Consider the following 20412-nt stretch of genomic DNA (forward strand, 5'->3'; position numbering starts at 1 on the left):
TTCAACCGTGAAAACCGTCTAGTTTTGGCGGTTTTCCTTGTCGACGTAAAAATAAAGATTCCCCGCTTGAAACAGTTTCAAACCTATGAGTCTAAATTCCTAAAATTCTGTCAATTTTGAAAAGGCTGGATTCACGAAGATTCCCTTTCTGCTTCCGAATGGATGAAATTTTTCCAGGGTCAAACCCCTACAGGGAACATTCGAACATGTAGTCGTGTATGCGTGTGTGTTGATATTCGTTTGTAAAAGTGATTATAGTGGGACTTATGTATATAGTTAAGGTAAGAAATGGTGACTGGAGGGATTGTAGTGAACGGAAAAATCGTTGTAGAACATTTAACCAAGACTTTTAAAAAAGGAAATGTCCAAGCGGTAAAAGATGTCTCCTTTGAAGTGGAGGAAGGAGAATTCTTTGCATTTCTTGGACCGAACGGTGCAGGCAAATCAACAACTGTTCAAATTTTGACCACACTCATCAACGCAACTTCTGGAAAAGCAGAAGTGGCTGGTCATGACGTCATTCAAGACCCGGAGAAAGTGAGGCGCTATATCGGGGTAGCCCTGCAGGAAACAGGTGTCGATCCTGACCTGACCGGCAGGGAAATGATTGAACTTCAAGCGAACATTTTCGGATTCCGTAAAGAAGACGGAAAGAAGAGGGCGCAGGAGCTGTTGGAGATTGTGCAGTTGACGGAAGCGGCAGAACGTAGAATTGGCAATTATTCAGGTGGGATGCGCAGGCGTCTTGACCTCGCTCTGACACTCGTCAATGAACCGAAAATCCTTTTCCTGGATGAACCGACCACAGGTCTCGACCCTTCCAACCGAATGGCGATCTGGGAGGAACTGCGTCGACTGAATGAAGAAGTCGGCACGACCATTTTCCTTACTACCCAGTATCTAGAGGAAGCCGATTCACTTGCCCACCGCATCAGCATCATTAATGATGGAGAAATTGTTGCGACGGGGACTCCGAAAGAGTTGAAAGCTCAAATCGGGAGTGATCTGATCACACTTACATTGAAAGATGAAAACCAGCAACCCGAGGCTGTCGAGTACTTACGTGGGCAAATGGCGGACGTGGACGTGATCAGTCGTCAGAATAAGGTGCTCATTTACGTGGAAGAAGGGACGAAGCAGCTGCTTGAAGTCGTCCGCCTGTTTGACCAGGAAGGCTATGAAATCGAAGATATCCAGCTCTCATCACCAACCTTGGATGATATCTTCCTGAAAATTACGAGTGAGAAAAAGGAAGGAGTGAGAGCAGATGGGCAATAACTTATGGAAAGACACATGGCTCATGACTGTAAGAAACATAAAAACAACGCTGCGTAATCCGTTTTCTTTTATCCCGAACCTGATTATCTCTGCTTTTTTCCTCCTCGTTTATGAAGGTGGGTTGAGCGGGATTTCCCAGCTCCCGACTTTTGAAGGAGCGAATTATTTGGCATTCATTCTTCCTGTATCTATCGTTTCGGCTGCCATTGGTGGAGCAGGTGGGGCCGGGCAGAGCATTGTGAAAGACATTGAGAATGGTTTTTTCTCACGGCTGCTGCTGACGCCTGCCTCAAGACTGGCGATTGTCCTTGGACCAATTATTGCCGGGATGCTTCAGCTCGTTGTGCAGACGTTGCTTATTATAGGCATCGCCTTTCTGCTTGGATTAGAAGTGGTGACAGGCTTTGGCGGCATCCTGTTCGTACTGCTTATTGCGGTCGGATGGGGGCTTGCATTCGCCGGATATTCAGCTGGAGTTGCCCTTCGTACAGGGAATGCTCAGGCGGCTCAGGCCGGAACGTTCATCTTTTTCCCGCTTATTTTTCTAAGCACGACGTTTGTTCCGTATGAACTGATCGAAGCCCAATGGCTGAAAATCGCGGCCACCATCAACCCGACCACCTACATTTTCGAAAGTATGCGGACGGCCCTTATTGATGGCTGGGTGTTCTGGGACTTGATGCAGGGGGTATTCGCGATCGTCATTGTGTGCACCATCACGATTACCTTTGCAGCCATTTCTGCGAAAAAAGCGGTTTCCCGTGGATAAATCTGATCACTGGCAAAAAATTCTGATATAATAGAACTAATTAAAAAGTTAGGAGTGATGTTTTATGGCAAACGTAACCATTCTAATCCATGCAAATCAATCAAATCACGGAGGACATCACTCGTAACGTCCTCCAAATACTCAGGAGGAATCGAATGAAACGAAACGATTGTACAGAATTTTTTAAAGCGCAGATGATTGAAGGAGAACAAATCGGAAGAATCACCCGTCTGACCCACGGCTTATACACCGTCGTGGATGATGAACAGGAGCGACACGGTGAAGTATCCGGAAGGTTTCATCATACCGTCCAGCTCGACAAAGATTACCCGGCCGTCGGGGATTGGGTGGTTTTTGAACCCTATGATGATGGAGCACGTGCAAAGATCCACCGCGTCCTGAATCGAAGGACAACATTGTCCAGGAAAAAAGCGGGAGAAAGTCATCAGGAGCAAATCATTGCGGCGAACGTGGATACCGTATTTATCGTCACCGCTTTGACCCAGGAATTTAACGTGAGAAGAATCGAACGTTATGTGCAGCAGATCTATGAAAGCGGCGCAAGCCCTGTCGTAGTTTTAACAAAAAGGGACTTATGCGCCACGGTTCCTGATCACATCACAGAAGTCGAAAGTGTAGCACCTGGTGTTCCTGTCTATGCGGTCGATAGTTTGACAGGGGAAGGAATGGATGAGCTTGGCACTGAAATACGTGTGGGCGAAACGATATCTCTTGTAGGATCCTCAGGTGTTGGAAAATCGACACTCATCAATCACCTGCTCGGCATGGAAAAACAAGTGACCCAAGGTGTGCGTGAAGAGGATCAGCGCGGAAGGCATACGACGACTCACAGAGAGCTGTTTGAACTGCCGAACGGAACCTATATCATCGACACTCCAGGTATGCGGGAATTGCAGCTATGGGGTGGAGATGAAGAAGGGGTGGATCAAACCTTCTCTGACATCGATCGTTTGAGCACGTCCTGTAAGTTCAGAGACTGCAAGCATGAACAAGAACCAGGATGTGCAGTGAAGCAGGCAATAGAAACAGGAGAGCTTGAAGCGGCACGTCTGAAAAGCTACAACAAGTTGAAACGGGAGCTGAAGCGGCTCGAGCTGAAAGATCGGTACGGGACGCATCGCACAAACCGGATGCTGCACGGACCGAACGCAATCAAGTAGAAATGAGAGGTGCCGGGTCCGGTGCCTCTTTTCTTATATAGTTTTTGATTTTATAGTAAAGGAAGATTGTATGCCGGATTGGTCGTATCATGTGTTGTTCAAACCATGGCTTTCAAAGATATCCCCTGTAACTTCAAGGGAATTTATACATAAAAATATGAACCGGATCGCGTCTCTACCTGGAGGCAGCCATATCATCGATTTTCTAGGCAGGGAGGAGATCTCTGAAAGATTATCCGTTTATATTGGGAACGAGTATGTCCGTGGACCTGTCGGATTATCGGGGAAAATCGATCCGCGGTTAACGGGTACGAAGGCTTTCAGCAACTTAGGATTCAGCATGATTGAAATTGGACCGGTGACAATGGAACCGCAGAAGGGGGACTTTCCCGAACGGAAAGAAGGGCGTATCCTGCTTCCGCATCAAGGGGAGTCGATTGGTCTTGAAGAAACGGTGCGTCGTTTGAAAAAGGTGGAGAGAGACGTTCCTTTCCTTTTCCATCTGCAAGGATCGCAGGATGAAATAGTGACTATGGCCAAAGCACTCCAACAATTTAACGGGGTATTCAGTATTGCGCATCAGGAATGGGAGCCGAATTTAGTTGAAAGACTAGCAGTATGGAAACCCGTTTTTTTAAGAGTGCCAAGCAAAAACGTGTCTGACAATGATCGATTTCCAGGAGCCACGGGCATTATTTTAGAAGAATCTTTTAATGAAGGGAATTTAGAAGAACATAAGAAGGCATTGGAAATGTTGAGAGGCTGCGATGTGATTACGATCGGTGGGGTGAAAGAACCGGAAGATGCGCTCTCCCTCTTTTCTTCCGGTGCGAGCATGGTGTTCCTCTCTGCTGAATACGTTGATGCAGGTCCTGGATTACCGAAGCGGATTCACGAGGCGCTGTTGGACGAAAAAACAAAAACACACGATGAGGAAACCGGCTGGATGTGGTATTTTCTGTTCGGGCTGGCAGTTTTCCTCGGAGGCATCCTCGCGTTGGTGTTCAGCTTGACTTCGGTGATCCTTCCTTATGATGAAGCTTTTTTAGGAATATCCCGCCAGGAACTGCTGTTGTTTAATGAACGGATTCTCTGGTTTATGGCCCATGACCGGATGACTCTCGCTGGAACGATGATCTCAGGCGGACTGCTTTACATGTGGCTGGCGAGATTTTCTGTTTCAAAAGGAGAGAAATGGGCTAAACAATCGATTGACTTTGCTGCGATTGCAGGCTTTTTAGGGATTCTCTTCTTTATTGGTTATGGATATTTTGACTGGCTGCACCTGTTGTTCTGGATGATCCTCCTGCCATTATATGTTACAGGATGGTTCAAATCCCGGGGCCTCTCCGGAAAGCCAGCTTCCAAGAATCGTAGAAATCATAGAGTTTGGCTCCTTGGCGTCTATGGGCAGTTTTGCTTTGTTTTCCTCGGATTCTCTTTTGTTCTCGGGGGGATCATCATATCTTATATCGGAGTGACAGGGGTTTTTATCCCGACCGATATTACCTACCTGTGCATGCCTCCTGAATTGATTCAGAATTTCAACGAGCGATTGATTCCCGTCATCGCTCACGACCGCGCCGGCTTCGGGAGCGCCCTGTTCAGTGTGGGCTCGCTAGTTTTGATGAGCGCTCTGTGGGGGTATCACGAGGGCAAACGCTGGTTCTGGTGGATGTTCCTGATTGGAGGAGTGCCTGCCTTTGCCGCAGGGATTTTTGTACATATCATGATCGGCTATACGACATTCATTCACTTGCTGCCTGCTTACATCGCCTTGTCTTTTTATGTTGGAGGCTTGGTTCTGTCGTATCGTTATTTAATGAATAAATGAAGCGAAAAGTCATCCGAATTGAGGATGACCTTTCGCGCAGGAAGAGTGAGTCGCGCGCAGGAAGAGTGAGTCGCGCGCAGGAAGAGTGAGTCGCGCGCAGGAAGAGAGAAACGCGCGCAAGAAGAGAGAAACGCGCGCAAGATAAGAGAAGAGCACACAAAAAAGCAGCGCCCCATCGGAGGGGCGCTGCTTTTCTAATTCTTACTTGTTCATATATTTGTCGATTTCCCACTTGCTTACTTGCAAGGAGTATTGAGTCCACTCATCTTCTTTGTCTTCGATATAAGCATTGGCTGTGTGATCACCAAGAGCTTTAAGAAGAACTTCGTCTTTCTTAAGTGCAGAAAGAGCTTCTTTCAAGTTTGTAGGAAGTGTTGGTACGCTGTCGTCCTCAACTTCGTACAGGTTACGGCTTTCTGCTTCACCTGCATCATATTCGTTACGGATACCTTCAAGACCAGCTTGGATCAATACCGCAAGTGTCAGGTAAGGGTTCGCTGTCGGGTCCGGGTTACGGACTTCGAAACGAGTACCTTGTCCACGTGTTGTTGGTACACGGACCATACAGCTACGGTTGGAGTGTGACCAAGCGATACTTACAGGTGCTTCATAACCAGGAACAAGACGCTTATAAGAGTTCACGTTCGGGTTCGTGATTGCTGCAATGGCGCGGGCGTGGTGAAGAATACCAGCGATGAATTGTTTCATCGTTTTAGAAACGCCATCTTTCGCATCTTCATCATAGAAAGCACTGTCGCCATCTCTGAATAGGGAAAGGTGTGCGTGCATTCCAGAACCGTTTTCGCCTGCAATTGGCTTAGGCATGAATGTCGCATGATAATCGTGGTTTGTTGCGATATCTTTTACGACATTTTTGAACGTCTGGATGTTATCAGCTGTTTTCAGCATGTTGTCAAAACGGAAGTTGATTTCGTGCTGCCCCATCGCAACTTCGTGGTGGGAAGCTTCCATTTCGAAACCGAATTTCTTAAGTGTACGAACGATGTCACGACGTACTTTATCTCCTTTATCTTTCGGAGAAGCATCGAAATATCCACCGCGGTCGTTCATTTCGCGGATCGGGTAACCGTCTTTATCCAATTTGAATAGGAAGAATTCAGGTTCTGGACCGACGTTTACTGTGTATCCCATGTCTTCAGCTTCTTTCATTGCTCGCTTAAGGATGTAACGAGGGTCTCCTTCGAATGGAGTGCCATCTGGCTTGTAGATATCACAAATGAAGCGCGCACTGCGATCTTCATCGACCAAAGAAGGAAGTAGTAGGAATGTATCTAAGTCTGGTACGAGATACATGTCACTTTCTTGGATATCGGAAAAACCGGAAATGGAAGAACTGTCGAACATCGCTTCATTATCTAAAACCATTTCTAGTTCTTCAGCCGGTAGTTCAACATTTTTCGTATCCCCATACATATCTGTGAATTCTAATAGTAGGAATTCAACGTTGTTTTCTTTTACTTCCTGAATAATTTGCTCTTTTGTGTAAGTCATACATTACCCTCTCTTTTACAATTTTATTATGAGATTTGTATCCGGAATAGTGCTGGATATGTACCTCACTTTTTCTTATGTAAGGAATTCTAACACATAGTGTAGACAAATCTCAAATCTCTTTTATTTAAATTCCCTTATTTTTTTCCCCTAAACCTATGATTTAGTAAAAAAATTCGTCCTTCAACATAAGGTAGATTATAAGGATAACGGAGGTGTTGTATGAACAGTAAAAACCTTGTATTCATGCAGTCTGTGGCTATTTTTGGTTACCTGGTTTTCATCTCACTCGTGACTGTGAAAGTACAGGGCACCGCTCTTGTGACAGAAAATTTTTATTTTTATATTATTTTCTCACAATTTGTATATGTCCCTGTAGGAATTTTGCTCGCACTGCCAGCTTTCCTTAAACAATGGGGAGGAGAAGGACAATGGAAATGGAAGAAAAGATATGGCCTTTTCTTTCTTTTTCCTTCTTTATATGTATTGCTTGTACCCTATGTCATTCCTGTCGATTCTATTTTACCGAATCTATTGATTACGAATCCTTCTGTGAGTTCGGTGATTCAGGTTCTCTGTGGGTACTTTTTGGTAAAAGGATTCGAAAAAGAATAGTTTTCCTTCCATATTAAGGGGAATGATAGGAGAAGATGGACTATGGATGCAATCTATTTTATAATCGAGACGGACAAGACATCCTACATACCCTTGATAAAGAAAGGAAGATTTTTGTGAGTAAAACATTGATTTTCGGGCACAAGAACCCGGATACGGATACGATTACTTCAGCACTTGTGTATGCTGAATTGAAAAAAGCCCTTGGCGAAGAGGTAGAAGCGGTTCGTCTTGGAGAAGTAAATGGAGAAACTCAATTTGCCTTGGATCAGTTCAATGTCGATGCGCCACGCCTGGTTGAGCGTGTATCTGATGAAGTCGAACAGGTCATCCTTGTCGACCATAACGAGCGCCAGCAGAGTGCAGAGGATATTGATGAAGTGCAGGTGCTTGAGGTCATCGACCACCACCGTATTGCAAACTTCGAAACAAAAGGACCGCTTTACTACCGTGCGGAGCCAGTCGGCTGTACGGCAACGATTTTGAACAAGTTGTATAAGGAAAAAGGACAGCAGGTTTCGAAGCCAATGGCAGGGTTAATGCTGTCAGCGATTATTTCTGATTCGCTTCTTTTCAAATCACCGACATGCACAGACGAAGATCGTAAAGCTGCCGAAGAACTTGCAGCGATGGCCGGTGTTGATGCTGAAGAATATGGCCTGAAGATGTTGAAAGCAGGCGCGGATATCAGTGACAAGACAGCTGAAGAGCTGATCACCCTTGATGCAAAAGGGTTCAACATGGGAGATAAAAAAGTAGAAATCGCCCAGGTGAATACAGTGGATACAGATGATGTTCTTTCCCGTAAGAGCGAGCTTGAAGCAGCCATTGAAAAGAACGTTTCTGAAAAAGGTTTGGACCTGTTCCTGCTTGTAGTTACAGACATTCTTGAAAGCGACTCGACAGTCGTAGCAGTCGGTAACGAAACAGAAGCCGTGGCGAAAGCTTTCGAAACGGAGCTTGATGGTAATCAGGCGGTCTTGAAAGGTGTCGTCTCCCGTAAGAAGCAAATCGTCCCTCCATTGAATACTTATTTCGGATAAGAATAAAAGCGAACCCTCCTTGTGAGGCGTTCGCTTTTTTTATAGCATTCATTCTCTTCCATATAAGCTCACTATATTCTTGAAGACTCAGTTTCGAGATGTTTTCAGGGTTCGTTGCCTAGTTAAGCGTTAGGGGTGGCTGGGAAGCAACTCGCTTTCCTGTGGGGGAGCGCCGAGCTTCCTCGGACTGCGTCCTGCGGGATCTCGCCTATCTCGTTCTCCCACGGGAGTCTCGCAGCTTCCCAACCACCCCATTTGTGGAGAAGTGGAACGAACCCCTATACCGAGAGTGAGTGTCTCTTATTCCTCTATCCTAAGTAGGCATAAAACGCTCTATATCAAGCCTTAAGTTCTGTCAGCCCGCAGTAGAAAATTTTATATGATTCATTTCGTTTCATTATTCAAGGTGACCTTTTAGAAGTGGTTTCGAGAATCAACCTAGGTAAAGGGCGAAGGGGAATGGCGAGACTCCTGCGGGAAAGAAGTGCAGGGTGAGACCCCACAGGACGCAGTCCGAGGAGGCTCACCGCGCTCCCGCGGAAAGCGAGTTATTCCCCGCAGCCCCCATCCACTTAACAAAAATCTCGAAACTGAGTCTTCAAGAAACCTGCCATATAGTTTTATAGACGGCGGTGATACCTACGAAAGAAACTGATCATTAAATGTGCGGATCGTTTCTGTCAGGGCCTGCATTTTTTCCTTGTCCGATACTGTGAACGATTCTTTTTCAATAATGTATTGCACATCGGAATGGATTTCTTTTAAAGCAGCCGTAATCTCCTCTACCTTGTCTGATTCCTCATTTGTAAATGATTCCTTAGTAATCACCGATCGAAGCTTGAACAACTCATTCGAATAATCTCGGAAATACCCTTTTTCCAATTCACTCGATCTTTCAGCTGCATTCAATAGTCTTTGATTGCCAGTGAGTTGCTGGAGGCTGCGGGTGAGTAATGTCTCTGCGTAGAAATTCGCTTTTTCATCTTCTTCGCTATGATACGACTCAAAAGATAGGATGACGTCTTCAATACGAAAAGGAAGTTCGGACACAGCGGAAGTGGCGGCATCTCTCGTAAACGTATCGATTTCCGAGGACCTGGTTGTATCGAACCAGAGATAAGCGAAAACGATGCTGGTAAGTAAGAAGATTCCTGTAAGAATTTTGTACATAGGTAACGGGCTCCTTTTTGCTATCCTTCATTACTCGTATCGTATCATGTAGAACGTCTGCATGTTTACATAAAGAATTGAGTATTTCGTGAAGGTTTGAAATAATTGGAAATAAGTGAGTGAGAATTCAGGTTTGCGATTCCAGTACGATATGTCGTAACTCTTTGTATGACGCAGCGTAAGTGATTGGACTGTTTTTCTGTCGAACATGTTTCATAAAAGTAGAGGTGTGGTGGAATGGGAACTTTAATTCTTTCAGGTGGAGGAAGCGCGAAGCAGAACAAGGAAGCTCATAAAACGCTCGCAGAAAGAATGGACAAGGACAAACCTCTTTTGTATATTCCTGTAGCTGGTGATCCTGTGCGGAGGCCGCATGAGGAAAGTTTCTGTTACATAAAAAGATGTCTGATTCCATATGGTGTGACTCAGTTTGAGATGTGGACTGATCTTAATAATCATTCAGTCGTGGATATTCAGACGTTCGCAGGTATTTATATCAGCGGAGGGTGTTCCTTGAAGCTGCGAAGATTGGTGAGCGAAAGTGGTTTCTACAGTGCTCTCTCTGAGTTTTACAAACGAGGCGGCATCATTTTCGGGCAAAGTGCAGGAGCTATCCTTTTAGGAAATGATAGAGCAGGATTACATGAAGGTCTGAATCTTGTAGAAAATTACAGGATATGGTGTCACTACAAAGCTGAAATGGAGGGGAAAAGCTCTTTTTTGAGCGACAAAGAGAGTAGTCGAATCCTTGCAATGGAAGATGGGGGGTCTGTACTCGTTACTAATGGTCGCATGATAAGGATCAGCGGTAATAATTATACTCTTCAAGAAGGCACGAAAACGTCAATCGAATAACCTTTGAAACAGATTTTTCATCCTTTTACCAAGATTTTTGTTCACCAAATTGTCCGTTTTTTCTTCTGGAATAACTACCTTTGCTCTGATATAAATTAGAGGGGGAGTGAACCAAAATCCCTTTTTGTACGTAACCATTATAAAAGAGTAAAGGAGCAGAAATCATGAAATATATATCCCTGTTAAGTTTACTAGTCGTACTTGCCCTGCCGGTGACGGTCGAGGCACATACACATCTTGAAAGCTCAGAACCTGAATCAGGAGGTGCGTTATCATCAGAAAACCCTGGTGTCACACTGACCTTCGATTCCAAAGTTCAGGAGCCTACAGCCTTAACGGTGACGGGGGAGAATGGAGAAGAACTCCAAATAGACAACTATACCCATTCCCCGGATAACGTGATCGCATTCAACATTCCCGAAGAAGCAGCTGGTGGAGACATTGAGGTCTTTTACAGCATCATCGGCGAGGACGGGCATGTCATGGAAAATCAGTTGACGTTTCAATATACAGTGAACGACAAGGCGTTTGAACCTGAAGCATCTGAAACAGAGGAACCGGAAGCAGCTTCAGGAGAAGAGTCTGAAGATCAGCAGGTGGCGGCATCTGAACAAGGGAATGAATCAATGGTCTGGATTGTACCGGTACTTGGATTTGGCCTTCTAATTACTGCTGTGCTCGTATTCCTGGGGATCAGGAAAAAATCATGATTCATGCGTTAACGAATGGAGCTTTCTATGCTTGCCTCTCCATTCTCATCGGTGCAAGCCTCTTGTCTTTTACTGATGAAAAGCTTGCCCAACGTAGAAAAACATGGACTACGATCACTCTGTCTGTACCTGTTTTAGCTGTCTATCCAGTCATGCAGCTGGCAGCCATGCTGCAGGAATATCGAGAAGGGGGCTTATGGGAGAGTTTATTTCATGTTCTTACCCAGTTAAAAGGGGGACAGGCCTGGCTGCTATTATTGTCCCTGGCTGTCCTTCATGCCATCGTCCTGAACATGATCAAAAGCCCAAAGGTCGCCTACTCATTCAGTTTATTCATCCTCGTCGGGATGATCCTCACTCAAAGCATAACGGGTCACGCTGCGAGCACCGCGTCTGTTCAAGGAGCACTTTTTCATGCGATTCATTTCATCGCTGTCGGCGTATGGTCCGGTATACTACTCGTTGTCAGCTTTTTTTCTGAGAGGGAAAACCACTGGGAGTCTTTTGTTGGCTGGTTTACAAAGACAGCCATCGCGTGCATCGTATGGATTGTGTTGACAGGTGTCGCTATGAGTTTTCTTCTATCAGAAAGTATCCTGGATTCGTGGATGCTATCTTATGGCCAGGCGCTGTTGATCAAACACCTCCTGTTTGTGGTCCTCCTGCTGTTTGCTTTCATCAATGGTTTTCTCATGAAGCGTCTAGTAGCAGAGAATGCTGACTTCTCGCCCAAGCGCTGGTGGAAAGCGGAGAGTCTTCTCATTGTTTTCATCTATACGATTACAGGATATATGACCGAACAGGAAACCCCGCATAATATTGCGCAAACGTTGGAGCACCAGGAACCTTCTGCCCTTTTCCGTGTATTCACGACAGTGGAAGGGGCCGGCCCATTGACCTTCGCTCCGAACCTGATCGGTCTATCCTCTCTCGCTTTAGCTGTTATTTTCCTTTTATTTACCGGTGTGATGATCAGGCGGAATTCGCTGGCAGGTACTTTTTTTGTCAGTGCCATGGTTGTATGGTCTTTATATCTTGGTCTTATGAGCAGTGTATCCATGAATTAAACGGACACCTACAGAGGTGTTCGTTTTTTTATGGAATGAAACTTTTCTATTTCTTTATCCGTAGGAAGGGGAGGTCATGAAAGGAATTTCAATGGATAAGGAGAGGGAATGATGAATGCATCGATCAAAAGAAAACTGGAAGCATTAAAGGAGGATGAACTCCGCGCCATTTTACTCCATCAGTGGTCGCTCTTTTCTTATGTAGAAGAAGGGAAGATTTCTGAAAGTGAGTGGCTCAGTCAGGTAAAAGAAATGAAGAATAGAACGGAACAGGTCTGTGATGAACGTTTGCATCCTTTCCAAACAGAAGAGGGCAAAACCATCGAACGCGTTCATATCGTCTTTAGTGAATCTGCGAAAGGTTCATTGCAGATTGCTCTGAGACAAAGAGAGACAAAGGAAGAAGTTCTGGCTCTTTCTCCGATGTTTTCCATTGGGCCGATACAGCACTTGGACAAAGAAGAGGGGATCAAGAAGCGGAAAGAGTGGCTGTTTTCCCATCTGATTATGGATGATGAAGAGTGTATCCATATGGAAGAGGATTTATTGAGAATCATGGATGAATTAACATCCATTCCAGCGAATGTGCCTGTCACGATATGGGTCGGGGCCAATGCGCATGAACAGACAGGTCTATGTTTTGTGATGCACCTTTTGAAGAGTAAAACCAACCCGATCGATCTTGTTCAAGTAACGGATGCTTTAGATTTTCCGCTTCACACAGGAGAATTGTCCCCGGACCGTTTTGTGAGTTTGTTGCCTTCAAGGAATCCTGTGTCTAAAGAGAGCATGGAAGCCTATCAGGAAGAGTGGCGGACGTTATCAAATGAAAATACAAATCTTCGGATCTTTGAGAACGGCATACACTCGACATCTGAAAACCATTTTGATGGAGTCCTCATCCAATCGTTGGAAAAGCTTCAGCGCGAGAGTGAGGATGGTGACTACATAAAAGCCGCTCGTTTAATCGGAGAGGTACTGGGGCATTTGTCCCAAGTCGTCGGGGACAGTTTTTTTGAGTATCGTGTTCGTGAACTTGTTCTTCATGGGGAATTTCAAATGAGAGGTGTACCGAGGGGAATGAGGTATTACGATGTGAAAGGGAAAACACAATCAGTCGTTTAGAGCGGCAGAAAAAAAGATAACGCCTGGCTGTGCGGGCCAAGCGTTTTTTTTACGCGCGTTTCATCCATTCTTCTCTAAGGACTCCCATGCGGATCGAATCATAAAACTGCCCTTCGTAAATGCGGCATTTCCTTAACCGGCCTTCGACTTTCATGCCGAGTTTTTCACCGACACGCATCATCCGCTCGTTTTTGGACCATGTCGTCAAACCGACACGGGCGAGAGGGAGCGTGCGAAAAAGATAGTCCACCCAAATCTCAAGCGCTTCCGATCCGTAGCCGCCGTTCCAATAGTCAGGGTCATAGATGCCGATCCCGACTTCAAGCCATAGGGAAGGTTTGTGTTCCCAGTAATACGTGACGGTACCGATGGTTTTTCCATCCACTTCGATGATGAGTCGTGAATCGGGTTCGTTTGGCCCGAGCCTGTGGATACGGGCTTTTTCATGACTGCGGTAGCTTTCGAGTGTATGAGGCTCCAGCGGATAGTAGGGGGCATCCCATTTCTTCCATTCCGGTTGGTCGCCGTTGTAGATCAACTGGTACAAGACGGGGATATCCTTCTCGGTGATTGCCCGCAATGTCACTCGTTGTCCGTTCAATTGTTCATCACTTTTTAATCGTTGCAGCATCCGCGTGCCTCCGTTCCGGCTTTTCTTTCATCGTACCATAAGTGAGAATGGTTGTTTGAATATTTTCGTTTACGGTTATAAAAGAATAAGACGTACATAGGTAGGTGAAACGCATGATTGAGGTTATGGCTTATAGCAAAGAACGAGGACTGCAAGATAATCTTTCCATCGAAGAACTTTCCAGTGGGGACTGGGACTGGTACTGGGTCGACTTCAATCAGCCTTCTGAAGGGGAAGTGACACTATTAGAGAAAACGTTCGAGTTTCACCCCTTGGCGGTGGAAGACTGCCTGCACGGACTGCAGCGCCCGAAGCTCGATTATTATGATGATCACAGCTTCATCGTCGTTCATTCCGTAAATCCGCAGACGCTTGAGCGGGAGGAAATCGATGTGTTTCTCGGTGAGTGTTCGCTCGTCACTTTTCACAAGGAAAAGAATGAACCCTTGGAACAAGCGAAAAAGATTGTCAGAAATACGAGACTGCATCAGGATGTCGACGAATATTATGTCTTTCATCAGATCCTCGATAAAGTCGTCGATCATTACTTCCCGATCATTTATAAAATTGAGGACCATATCAACGAAATTGAAGATAATACGAAAGACTTGTCTATGGAAAGGCTGCTTGAGGAATTGTTCGATCGCCGCAGTGAACTGCTGACGTTGAGGCAGACGATCCACCCGATGAGGGATCTGTTGTACCGAATATTGAACACCCGGCATTTGGACGGGGTTTTCGATCGGAGAGAGTACTTTGCGGATATTCATGACCACCTGATCAAAGTGGCCGACATGGTCGCATCAAACAGGGAAATGACCCAGGATATCCGGGACAGCTACCTTTCCTTAAACTCCCATGAAACGAACCGGACGATGCAGATTCTCACCGTCATCAGTGTCATCTTCATGCCGCTGACATTCATTGTTGGTGTGTATGGCATGAACTTCGCCAACATGCCGGAGCTGCAAACGGAATACGGCTATTTTGTCGTATGGGGGATTATGATTGCTGTAGCGGTTGCGATGTTCATCTGGTTCAGAAACAAAGGCTGGTTTGATTGAATGAAGAGACGTAAGACGGAAGCCACCAAGGCGGTTGGCTTCCGTCTTTTTTCGGTCCAGAGGATGAGGGGATATCACACCAAGGGCCGTTAGAAAGAGAAGCGGGGCGGTCTATACTTAGAGTAACAACAAAAACGAAGGAGATGACCGGAATGATCAACGTCTTTGAAGTCTCAACAGATATCCAGGAGCGCCGCCCCCGCTGAATGTATAGGATGAAACGCTCGTGACCTCGGTCGCGAGCGTTTTCTTTGTTGAACGCATATACAAAGGAACTACTTGTTGATGGTTCTAGAATTTATCAGTAACTTTTCAGGCTTTATCGGTAACTTTTGCACGTTTATCGGTGGGTTTAAAGCATTTATCAGTATCTACCCTCTGAGGAAAGAGGATGAAGCTTCTCCATTCTTTACCCTCCGTCCTTTTTCAGACCAGAGGATGAAGGGAAATCACACCAACGGCCGTTAGAAAGAAATGGAAAGCGCTCTATACTTAAAGTAACAACAAAACAAAGGAGATGACCGGAATGATTAATATCTTTGAAATCTCTGTTGATATCCAGGAGCGCCGCCCTCGCTAATAAAAAAGGTCGTGACACTAGTCACGACCTTTTTTGATATGATTCATTATGATTCTTCTTCGTCCTGGTCGAACCAAAGAAGTTCTTGTTCATCAACAAATCCATTGTAGTTGATGTACACTTCCTCATCTGCTTTGATGTCTTTGTAAGCATAAAAGTCAAACGTGTGTGTTTCGAAATTGATGACATAGTTAGCATTAGGCTCATAGGAGTGGTTGAACATCATACCGTATCCGAGCACGAAAGCGGTGTGGTTCTCGCCATATTCAAACGCATAATCAGCCAGGCGGGTTTTTTCAATGTGCACGTGTTCTTCATTCGGATAAGGAATCACAGGAGCCTGGTGGATGAGTTCGTTTTTGGCAATATCCCTTTGCGCGAAAATACCGCGGTTCAATTCTTCGTTTTCAAGTGTAGACGTACGTACTTCAATCATCGTCTTCACCTCCATGATTTTTTCTTCTATAAAAGCGGTCCGTTCATACGGAGTATCTTTACTATCTTTAACTATTCAAGTCTGACAGGTATGGCAAGGGAAAGCAACTTTCTTATTTTTCAGTTTCCTCCACGAGAATAGGAAAAGCAGGGGGAAAGATACTATCTCTAACAATCTTTTTTGGAAGGGATCGCTTACAGATGAAAAAATTCAATACCGTTTTCAAAATCTCAGCTGGAATCATGCTTGTGCTTGTGATCATCGGTGTGGTCTGGCCGGAAGGTTTGGAACAGTCGACCACAACCGTCAAAGGCTTCATCGCCAACAAGCTGGGCTGGTATTATTTGATCGTCGTCACTCTCTTTGTGCTCGTCTGTCTTACGTTCCTTTTTACCCCGCTTGGGAGAATCAAGTTAGGGAAAAAAGGGGAGAAGCCTGAGTTTTCGCGTCCAACATGGATTGCGATGCTCTTCAGTGCAGGCATGGGAATCGGGATCGTGTTCTGGGGCACGGCAGAACCGATCAGTCACTATGCCCTCAGTTCACCCACAGGGGAGACTGGAACCGATCAGGCCATTAAAGACGCGATGCGGTTCACTTTCTTCCACTGGGGCATCCATGCATGGGCGATTTACGGCATCGTTGCCCTCGTGCTTGCTTATTTCAACTTCCGCCACGGCCATGCTGGTCTTATCAGTGCCACGTTGAAACCGTTGATTGGGGAAAAAGCGGCAGAAGGGGTATTTGGGAAGGTGATCGATATTCTTGCCGTCATCGCGACTGTAATCGGTGTTGCGACAACCCTTGGATTTGGCGCCGTGCAGATCAATGGAGGACTTTCTTATCTTTTTGATATTCCGACCGGTATTGTCGTTCAATTCATTATCGTCGCCATCGTCACCGTTTTGTTCATGATCTCTGCGTGGACAGGTTTAGGAAAAGGAATCAAAATCCTCAGTAATGCGAACATGGCGCTTGCCGGTCTTCTATTCCTTCTGGTATTCATTGTAGGTCCGACGATGTTCATTTTGAATATCTTCACAAGTTCCATCGGCGCCTATTTTCAATACCTGCCTACCATGAGCTTCCGGATCGCTCCACTCAATCAGGAAACAAGAGAGTGGATTAATGCGTGGACGATCTTTTACTGGGCGTGGTGGATTGCGTGGTCACCGTTTGTCGGTGTATTTATTGCCCGCGTTTCAAGAGGCAGGAGTATTCGTGAGTTCGTTTTCACGGTCCTGGTTGTACCTTCAATCATTGGATTCTTATGGTTTGCAACCTTCGGTGGTACCGCTATTCAACTGGAGCACAATGCCATTGATACGATTTCCTCTCTTGCTACAGAAGAATCATTGTTTGGTGTATTCTCGAACGTGCCGCTCGGATGGCTGGCTTCCATTGTCGCGATGACGCTGATTGCCACCTTCTTCATCACATCGGCAGATTCCGGGACCTTTGTCCTCGGGATGATGACAACCGGTGGTTCTGAAACGCCGGGAACATCGATCAAGCTGACGTGGGGAGGATTGTTATCGGCAACAGCCCTGGCTCTTCTTTACACAGGTGGACTGCAGGCGTTGCAGAATACGATGATCATCGCAGCCCTGCCATTTTCGATCATCATGTTGATGATGGTCATCAGTTTTGTTAAGGCGATTTACAAAGAGGGGAGAGAACTCGGTGTCGGACGGTTCAACCCGCCAGATGATGAAAAATCATAAAGCAAGCCCCCGGTCTGAAAAAATTCCGGGGGCTTTGTTTTCTTCTTATTTACCCAGCACATCATGATCTACATAACGCTTGCCGTTCAATTCACTGATGACGTTGATGGCGACTTTCGCTCCGTCCCCCGATGTGACAATGGTATGGACACTAACACCAGCAACGGTTCCGGCAGCCCACACTTTTGGCTTCGATGTACGTCCATGCTCGTCGGTCTGTATGATCTTCGCCACACGTGGTTCGATTCCTTCAACGACATCCAGCCCGAATGATTCAGCTGCCTTGACTGACATCCCTGTCGCAAAAATGACGTGCGAGGCTTCATAACTGCCTTCGGATGTTTGAATGACATAGAGTTCTCCTTTTTCTTCAATGGAAACGACATCATCCTGAACGATTTCCGCTCCGAATTTCTGGGCCTGTTTCTGGCCCTGCTCCAACAACTTCGGACCTTCGATAGGGTTGACGCCGTAGTGGTTTTCAACCCAGGCTTTTGCAGTAATGCTTTTCCCGTTATCAAAAAGAATCGTTTTCTTTCCGGCTTTTGCAGTGAAAAGTCCGGCACTGGCACCAGCAGGCCCGGCACCGATAATCGCTACATCGTACATCCAACCACTCCTTTTTTGAAATCTCTCTTCCATTATATCTGAATCTTCCGCCTTTTTAAATTTTGGCAGCAAGGTAATGAATGCTTATTAGACAATCGGGCAGGTTTCTTGAAGACTCAGTTTCGAGATGTTTTCGGGGTTCGTTGCTTGGTATGAGCGTCAGGGGTGGCTGGGAAGCTACTCGCTTTCCTGTGGGGGAGTGGTGAGCTTCCTCGGACTTACGTCCTGCGGGATCTCACCTATCTCCTTTCTCCCACGGGAGTCTCGCAGCTTCCCAACCACCCCATTCGACAAGGAGGATAACGAACCCCTTCGCCAATTTGGAAGGTCTTCCTTTATCCCAATTGTTTTAGGAAATGCTCTGTATCAAGCTTTCAGAGTTTAATCCCCTCAGCATGGGAGTTTCATCCTTATACTCCCATTAAACTGAAAAGCTGAAGATTGGAAAGTGGTTTCGAGATAGTTATATAGCAAAGGGGCGGAGGGGGATGGCGAGACTCCTGCGGGAAAAAAGTGCTTGGTGAGACCCCACAGGACGCAGTCCGAGGAGGCTCACCGCGCTCCCGCGGAAAGCGAGTCATCCCCCGTAGCCCCAACCACTGCACAAACATCTCGAAACTGAGTCTTCAACAATCAGGAGCTTATATGAAATAAATATGAAGGCAAAGTAAAATTTCCATATCCAACGTTTGACCGTTGCTTTTGATAAGGATGTCGTGTAGAATCATTTCGGGTAACGAAATAAAGAAGGGGAGATCAAACATGGAGGAAGAACAACAGGTACGTAACCCAAAGGGATTATTGATCTCTCTTTGTGCGGTTATGATGATGTCAGTGATGAATGGAACGATGTTCAACATCGCTGTTCCTGATATAGCGAAAACGTATCAATTGATGCCGTCGGAAGTCAGCTGGGTCATGACGGGATATATCATGGTCTATGCCGTCGGTGCTCTCACCTACGGGAAACTGGCTGACTACTATCCTTATCGAACGTTGATTACGTTTGGACTCAGCATTTTTTGTGCCGGATCCTTGTTCGGATTTTTCGCGCAAAATTACGGAATGGTGCTGATGGCGAGGGTCATACAGGCTGTCGGTGGGGCCATGATCCCAGCGCTTGTGTTTCTGGCTCCGATCCGTTACTTTCCGAATGAACGAGGGAAAGTACTCGGCATCGTTTCTTCTGTGATGGCTTTTGCCTCAGGTGTCGGTCCGATTGCCGGCGGGTTCATTGCAGGTTTTCTCGATTGGCGGTATTTATTTTTAACGTCCGCGTTGATAATCATTACGCTGCCATTCTTACGTAAAAATCTACCACAGGAAGAGTCGAAAAAAGGGTACATCGATTATCTTGGGGCCGCTTTGATTGCCGGGGTGATTTCTACACTTATGCTTGGGATTACACTAGGGATCACATGGCTGTTCGTGTTTACGGTACTGTTCTTTGCCTTGAATTTATGGCGGATGAAGTCCATTGACGAGCCATTCATTCCAGCTCATCTATTCAAAAGCAATCAGTACAGAGCCACCATCATTACAAGTTTTCTCGGTGTCGTCTGTTTGTTCGGCATGATGTTCATGCTTCCAATCATGTTCCGTGATGCGTATGGGCTTGGTACGATGATGATCGGTCTCGTCCTTTTTCCCGGCGCGTTGAGTGCAGCCTTGATGGGTCAAAAAGGGGGAAACCTCGTCGATTCAAAAGGGAACACGTTCGTTCTCTATTTGGCTCTTGGTTTATTAGGAACCGGGTTTGTCGTGTTGTCTACACTTGTCGGAGCTCATCCGTATATCGTGAGTGGAGCGATCATTATGGCTTACATGAGTTTCCCGCTCGTGCAGGCGTCATCTGCGGACATTCTTGCGAACATTTTGCACAAAAATGAAACAGGGGTCGGAATGGGAGTCTTCAACCTGCTTAACTTTGTATCTGGTGCTCTGAGTGGGGCCTTGATCGGAAGAGCGCTTGACGTATTTGATCCAAACCAGCCGTTCAACTGGTTCGGGTTTGAAGGTACGACAGCCGTTTACAGCAACATTTTTCTTGCGTTCGCCCTTATCATCGTCTTAGGATTTCTGCAGTTCCGGCTGAATTTTTATAAAAAAGAACAGACATATGCCCAGAAAAAACCCGCTTCCTTGTAAAAAGGAGCGGGTTTTCGTCTTATGTAGAATGATGAAAGCGAAGGAGTCTCTGGATAGGCTG

The 20412-nt window shown here is 45.9% G+C and carries 18 protein-coding genes; 13 read left to right on the plus strand and 5 right to left on the minus strand.

The features are described 5' to 3' along the window. Positions 1-309: 309 nt before the first annotated feature. The 4 genes from GLW00_RS07580 (at position 310) to GLW00_RS07595 (ending at position 5062) form a co-directional block, all read left to right on the plus strand. Positions 310-1278, plus strand: coding sequence for an ATP-binding cassette domain-containing protein (locus tag GLW00_RS07580; RefSeq protein ID WP_160912762.1), 969 nt, complete (start codon positions 310-312; stop codon positions 1276-1278). Then, entirely contained in the window at positions 1268-2047 is a 780-nt protein-coding gene (locus tag GLW00_RS07585) for an ABC transporter permease (protein WP_115822165.1), read from the plus strand. The genes GLW00_RS07580 and GLW00_RS07585 overlap by 11 nt, the downstream gene beginning before the upstream one ends. A 155-nt stretch (positions 2048-2202) precedes the next feature. Continuing rightward, a complete protein-coding gene (gene rsgA, locus GLW00_RS07590; RefSeq protein ID WP_160912763.1) occupies positions 2203-3228 on the plus strand; it encodes a ribosome small subunit-dependent GTPase A in 1026 nt (341 codons plus the stop codon). A gap of 70 nt (positions 3229-3298) precedes the next feature. Continuing rightward, a complete protein-coding gene (locus GLW00_RS07595) occupies positions 3299-5062 on the plus strand; it encodes a beta/alpha barrel domain-containing protein (protein ID WP_160912765.1) in 1764 nt (587 codons plus the stop codon). 201 nt (positions 5063-5263) lie between these two features. Here GLW00_RS07595 and GLW00_RS07600 read toward each other — a convergent pair whose 3' ends face one another. Then, positions 5264-6574, minus strand: a complete 1311-nt coding sequence (locus GLW00_RS07600) for a glutamine synthetase family protein (protein ID WP_160912767.1) — start codon at positions 6572-6574, stop codon at positions 5264-5266. 222 nt (positions 6575-6796) lie between these two features. On the opposite strand from GLW00_RS07600, the gene GLW00_RS07605 reads away from it, so the two are divergent. Continuing rightward, the gene (locus tag GLW00_RS07605) at positions 6797-7189 is read left to right on the plus strand and encodes a hypothetical protein (RefSeq protein WP_160912769.1); all 393 of its coding nucleotides are present in this window, start codon (positions 6797-6799) and stop codon (positions 7187-7189) included. A 116-nt stretch (positions 7190-7305) separates the two neighbouring features. Then, complete coding sequence (locus tag GLW00_RS07610) at positions 7306-8232, plus strand: manganese-dependent inorganic pyrophosphatase (RefSeq protein ID WP_160912770.1); 927 nt, start codon at positions 7306-7308, stop codon at positions 8230-8232. Positions 8233-8871: 639 nt separating this feature from the next. Here the strand turns inward: GLW00_RS07610 and GLW00_RS07615 are convergent. Further along, positions 8872-9402, minus strand: coding sequence for a hypothetical protein (locus GLW00_RS07615; protein ID WP_160912772.1), 531 nt, complete (start codon positions 9400-9402; stop codon positions 8872-8874). Positions 9403-9639: 237 nt separating this feature from the next. On the opposite strand from GLW00_RS07615, the gene GLW00_RS07620 reads away from it, so the two are divergent. From GLW00_RS07620 to GLW00_RS07635, 4 genes are all read left to right on the plus strand, one after another. After that, positions 9640-10257: a Type 1 glutamine amidotransferase-like domain-containing protein gene (locus tag GLW00_RS07620; RefSeq protein ID WP_160912774.1), complete on the plus strand. Its 618-nt coding sequence runs from the start codon at positions 9640-9642 to the stop codon at positions 10255-10257. A 164-nt stretch (positions 10258-10421) separates the two neighbouring features. Continuing rightward, complete coding sequence (locus tag GLW00_RS07625; protein ID WP_160912776.1) at positions 10422-10967, plus strand: copper resistance CopC family protein; 546 nt, start codon at positions 10422-10424, stop codon at positions 10965-10967. Further along, on the plus strand, positions 10964-12034 hold the full coding sequence (locus GLW00_RS07630) for a CopD family protein (RefSeq protein ID WP_160912777.1): 1071 nt from the start codon (positions 10964-10966) through the stop codon (positions 12032-12034). The genes GLW00_RS07625 and GLW00_RS07630 overlap by 4 nt, the downstream gene beginning before the upstream one ends. A 111-nt stretch (positions 12035-12145) precedes the next feature. After that, on the plus strand, positions 12146-13159 hold the full coding sequence (locus tag GLW00_RS07635) for a DUF1835 domain-containing protein (RefSeq protein ID WP_160912779.1): 1014 nt from the start codon (positions 12146-12148) through the stop codon (positions 13157-13159). A 49-nt stretch (positions 13160-13208) separates the two neighbouring features. Here the strand turns inward: GLW00_RS07635 and GLW00_RS07640 are convergent, their stop codons facing one another. Continuing rightward, the gene (locus tag GLW00_RS07640) at positions 13209-13790 is read right to left on the minus strand and encodes a GNAT family N-acetyltransferase (protein ID WP_160912781.1); all 582 of its coding nucleotides are present in this window, start codon (positions 13788-13790) and stop codon (positions 13209-13211) included. 113 nt (positions 13791-13903) lie between these two features. On the opposite strand from GLW00_RS07640, the gene corA reads away from it, so the two are divergent. Beyond that, complete coding sequence (corA, locus tag GLW00_RS07645; protein ID WP_160912783.1) at positions 13904-14854, plus strand: magnesium/cobalt transporter CorA; 951 nt, start codon at positions 13904-13906, stop codon at positions 14852-14854. A gap of 626 nt (positions 14855-15480) precedes the next feature. Here corA and GLW00_RS07650 read toward each other — a convergent pair. Continuing rightward, positions 15481-15870, minus strand: a complete 390-nt coding sequence (locus GLW00_RS07650) for an SET domain-containing protein (protein WP_160912784.1) — start codon at positions 15868-15870, stop codon at positions 15481-15483. Positions 15871-16070: 200 nt separating this feature from the next. On the opposite strand from GLW00_RS07650, the gene GLW00_RS07655 reads away from it, so the two are divergent. Then, positions 16071-17594 carry a BCCT family transporter gene (locus GLW00_RS07655; protein WP_160912786.1) on the plus strand — a complete coding sequence of 508 codons (1524 nt, stop codon included), beginning with the start codon at positions 16071-16073 and terminating at the stop codon, positions 17592-17594. 45 nt (positions 17595-17639) lie between these two features. On the opposite strand, the gene GLW00_RS07660 is transcribed toward GLW00_RS07655, so the two are convergent. Further along, positions 17640-18203 carry an FAD-dependent oxidoreductase gene (locus tag GLW00_RS07660; protein ID WP_160912788.1) on the minus strand — a complete coding sequence of 188 codons (564 nt, stop codon included), beginning with the start codon at positions 18201-18203 and terminating at the stop codon, positions 17640-17642. A gap of 762 nt (positions 18204-18965) precedes the next feature. Here GLW00_RS07660 and GLW00_RS07665 point away from each other — a divergent pair. After that, entirely contained in the window at positions 18966-20351 is a 1386-nt protein-coding gene (locus tag GLW00_RS07665; RefSeq protein ID WP_160912790.1) for an MFS transporter, read from the plus strand. Positions 20352-20412: the final 61 nt, after the last annotated feature.

Origin of the sequence: Halobacillus litoralis, assembly GCF_009856445.1 — a bacterium.
Taxonomy (GTDB): Bacteria; Bacillota; Bacilli; order Bacillales; family Halobacillaceae; genus Halobacillus; species Halobacillus litoralis.

Excerpts from the sequence above, each read along its gene's own strand:
- GLW00_RS07585 (WP_115822165.1), top strand. The coding sequence starts at position 1,268 with ATGGGCAATAACTTATGGAAAGACACATGGCTCATGACTGTAAGAAAC.
- rsgA (WP_160912763.1), top strand. The coding sequence starts at position 2,203 with ATGAAACGAAACGATTGTACAGAATTTTTTAAAGCGCAGATGATTGAA.
- GLW00_RS07595 (WP_160912765.1), top strand. The coding sequence starts at position 3,299 with ATGCCGGATTGGTCGTATCATGTGTTGTTCAAACCATGGCTTTCAAAG.
- GLW00_RS07600 (WP_160912767.1), bottom strand. The coding sequence starts at position 6,574 with ATGACTTACACAAAAGAGCAAATTATTCAGGAAGTAAAAGAAAACAAC.
- GLW00_RS07605 (WP_160912769.1), top strand. The coding sequence starts at position 6,797 with ATGAACAGTAAAAACCTTGTATTCATGCAGTCTGTGGCTATTTTTGGT.
- GLW00_RS07615 (WP_160912772.1), bottom strand. The coding sequence starts at position 9,402 with ATGTACAAAATTCTTACAGGAATCTTCTTACTTACCAGCATCGTTTTC.
- GLW00_RS07620 (WP_160912774.1), top strand. The coding sequence starts at position 9,640 with ATGGGAACTTTAATTCTTTCAGGTGGAGGAAGCGCGAAGCAGAACAAG.
- GLW00_RS07625 (WP_160912776.1), top strand. The coding sequence starts at position 10,422 with ATGAAATATATATCCCTGTTAAGTTTACTAGTCGTACTTGCCCTGCCG.
- GLW00_RS07630 (WP_160912777.1), top strand. The coding sequence starts at position 10,964 with ATGATTCATGCGTTAACGAATGGAGCTTTCTATGCTTGCCTCTCCATT.
- GLW00_RS07635 (WP_160912779.1), top strand. The coding sequence starts at position 12,146 with ATGAATGCATCGATCAAAAGAAAACTGGAAGCATTAAAGGAGGATGAA.
- GLW00_RS07640 (WP_160912781.1), bottom strand. The coding sequence starts at position 13,790 with ATGCTGCAACGATTAAAAAGTGATGAACAATTGAACGGACAACGAGTG.
- corA (WP_160912783.1), top strand. The coding sequence starts at position 13,904 with ATGATTGAGGTTATGGCTTATAGCAAAGAACGAGGACTGCAAGATAAT.
- GLW00_RS07650 (WP_160912784.1), bottom strand. The coding sequence starts at position 15,870 with ATGATTGAAGTACGTACGTCTACACTTGAAAACGAAGAATTGAACCGC.
- GLW00_RS07655 (WP_160912786.1), top strand. The coding sequence starts at position 16,071 with ATGAAAAAATTCAATACCGTTTTCAAAATCTCAGCTGGAATCATGCTT.
- GLW00_RS07660 (WP_160912788.1), bottom strand. The coding sequence starts at position 18,203 with ATGTACGATGTAGCGATTATCGGTGCCGGGCCTGCTGGTGCCAGTGCC.
- GLW00_RS07665 (WP_160912790.1), top strand. The coding sequence starts at position 18,966 with ATGGAGGAAGAACAACAGGTACGTAACCCAAAGGGATTATTGATCTCT.